The organism is Syntrophobacterales bacterium (assembly GCA_019429105.1).
Lineage (GTDB): Bacteria > Desulfobacterota > Syntrophia > Syntrophales > UBA5619 > DYTH01.
Map to the genome: position 1 here is coordinate 1 of JAHYJE010000094.1, position 1,521 is coordinate 1,521.

Consider the following 1,521-nt stretch of genomic DNA (forward strand, 5'->3'; position numbering starts at 1 on the left):
GAAAAAAGCGATTCTCCATAGGAAAAACTCCCTTTTTTACAGGACTGTACACGGCGCTTTGATCGGCGATATTTTCATGAGCCTGATTCATACCTGCGTTCTGAGGGGCATCGATCCCTTCGGTTACTTGGTTGCCCTCCAGAAAAATTATCACGATGTCTTCAAAAACCCTCAAAACTGGATGCCCTGGAATTACCCGGCAGCTTTACCCGGCAATATGCTCTCACCGGCAGACGACTCCTGAAAGGCTTTCTTCCTTCGGCAACCTGATATCGAATCAACCCCCTTCCGCGGCGTTAAATACGAAGGCAGGGGAGGCTTCGACTACGGCCGCACATGAATTTTTTCAGTTACGCAGGCTCACCGGAAGGACACCGTGTGACGACGATAAGACCGTGGACATTGGCCGAAACGGCGATCAGGCTATCGACCACGGGCAGTTTCTCGCCTCGCTTCTCCGCTTCGCCCAGCAGCGTCCCCCAAGCCCAGGCAATTTCCGCGTTGATCTCCACAAGGCGCTGTCCGAATCACAGCGCAAGATCATTGCTGACCCATGATTGCAGTTTTTCTCTTTTCTCGCCGTCCGGCAGTTTGGCGATCCCCTTGATGAGCTCTCCGAGGGTCAGCACGCTCAGATACATCCTGCTCTCATCGCCGGCATCCATCCAACGAATTACCGCCGGATGGGGATCCTTCTTCACCAGTTCCGAGATCACGCAGGTATCCAGGAGGTATTTCATAACGGAAACTCTCGGGACAAGTCTTTGCTTCTCTCAAGGTCGAGGTCCGTGTCATAGAGAGGGGATTTCCTGAAAAATTCGCGCAGGGATGTGGAGGGACGGGTAAGGCTTTGAAATCTTTCAAAGGAAACCACAACCACGGCAGGCTTGCCGCGCAAGGTAATGGTTTGCGGCCCTTCCCGCAGCGCATGCTCCACGACTTGGCTCAAGCGACTTTTGGCTTCCTGCAATTGCCAGGCGGGGTCTTTGGCTCTCGTATTGGTTTTCGTCATACGGTCCTCCTTGTCTGTCTAGTCAGACCAGACAGTCGAGTTTTTGTACCATATCGGCACTTAGGAGTGCAATAACATTTTTATCTGTTCGTCAATGGTTCTGAAGGCAAAAAAAACGGTAATTCCAGACAAAGTCCGTGGGGCCGCCTTTTCTGAAATAGAGGATGGATGTCTTGGCGCTGGTTTTGATCCCAGGTGAGGAGACCTTCGGAAACTACAACGGCGCAACGCCTTCCTTTTTGAAGCAGTTCAAACATCAGTTTTACGAAGAGGATGGTCGTTTCCGTTTCTTTGGAATGCTCGATTATCGGGTTCACAGGCATGACGTTATTTCTTCTCGATAAAATTATTGATCCAAGAAACGATTTCAGCGACATTATCCGTTTTTGCAACGGCCCACAAGATTCTTGTAAGACTCTTCCTCTTGAGTGCCTCATGCATGCGCAAGTTGACGGATTCCAGCGATCCTTTGGCTGACAACCCTTTCGGCCATTTTGAGGTCATAGGTC

General features: G+C 50.8%; 5 protein-coding genes. 1 reads left to right on the forward strand and 4 read right to left on the reverse strand.

Annotated features, from left to right (window positions below):
* Window positions 1-244: hypothetical protein (locus K0B01_14880; GenBank protein ID MBW6487427.1), on the forward strand; the 244-nt coding region annotated here is incomplete at its 5' end.
* Window positions 245-350: 106 nt separating this feature from the next.
* Here K0B01_14880 and K0B01_14885 read toward each other — a convergent pair.
* The 4 genes from K0B01_14885 to K0B01_14900 all read right to left on the reverse strand — a co-directional run.
* Window positions 351-512 (reverse strand): hypothetical protein, encoded by a 162-nt coding sequence (locus K0B01_14885; protein MBW6487428.1) that lies wholly within the window; start codon window positions 510-512, stop codon window positions 351-353.
* Window positions 513-527: 15 nt separating this feature from the next.
* Entirely contained in the window at window positions 528-740 is a 213-nt protein-coding gene (locus K0B01_14890; GenBank protein ID MBW6487429.1) for a PIN domain-containing protein, read from the reverse strand.
* A complete protein-coding gene (locus K0B01_14895; protein MBW6487430.1) occupies window positions 737-1,012 on the reverse strand; it encodes a type II toxin-antitoxin system Phd/YefM family antitoxin in 276 nt (91 codons plus the stop codon). Before K0B01_14895 ends, K0B01_14890 begins: the two co-directional genes overlap by 4 nt.
* 327 nt (window positions 1,013-1,339) lie before the next feature.
* Window positions 1,340-1,521 (reverse strand): hypothetical protein (locus K0B01_14900; GenBank protein ID MBW6487431.1); only part of this gene is annotated, 182 nt, incomplete at its 5' end.

Excerpts from the sequence above, each read along its gene's own strand:
- K0B01_14895 (MBW6487430.1), bottom strand. The coding sequence starts at position 1,012 with ATGACGAAAACCAATACGAGAGCCAAAGACCCCGCCTGGCAATTGCAG.
- K0B01_14890 (MBW6487429.1), bottom strand. The coding sequence starts at position 740 with ATGAAATACCTCCTGGATACCTGCGTGATCTCGGAACTGGTGAAGAAG.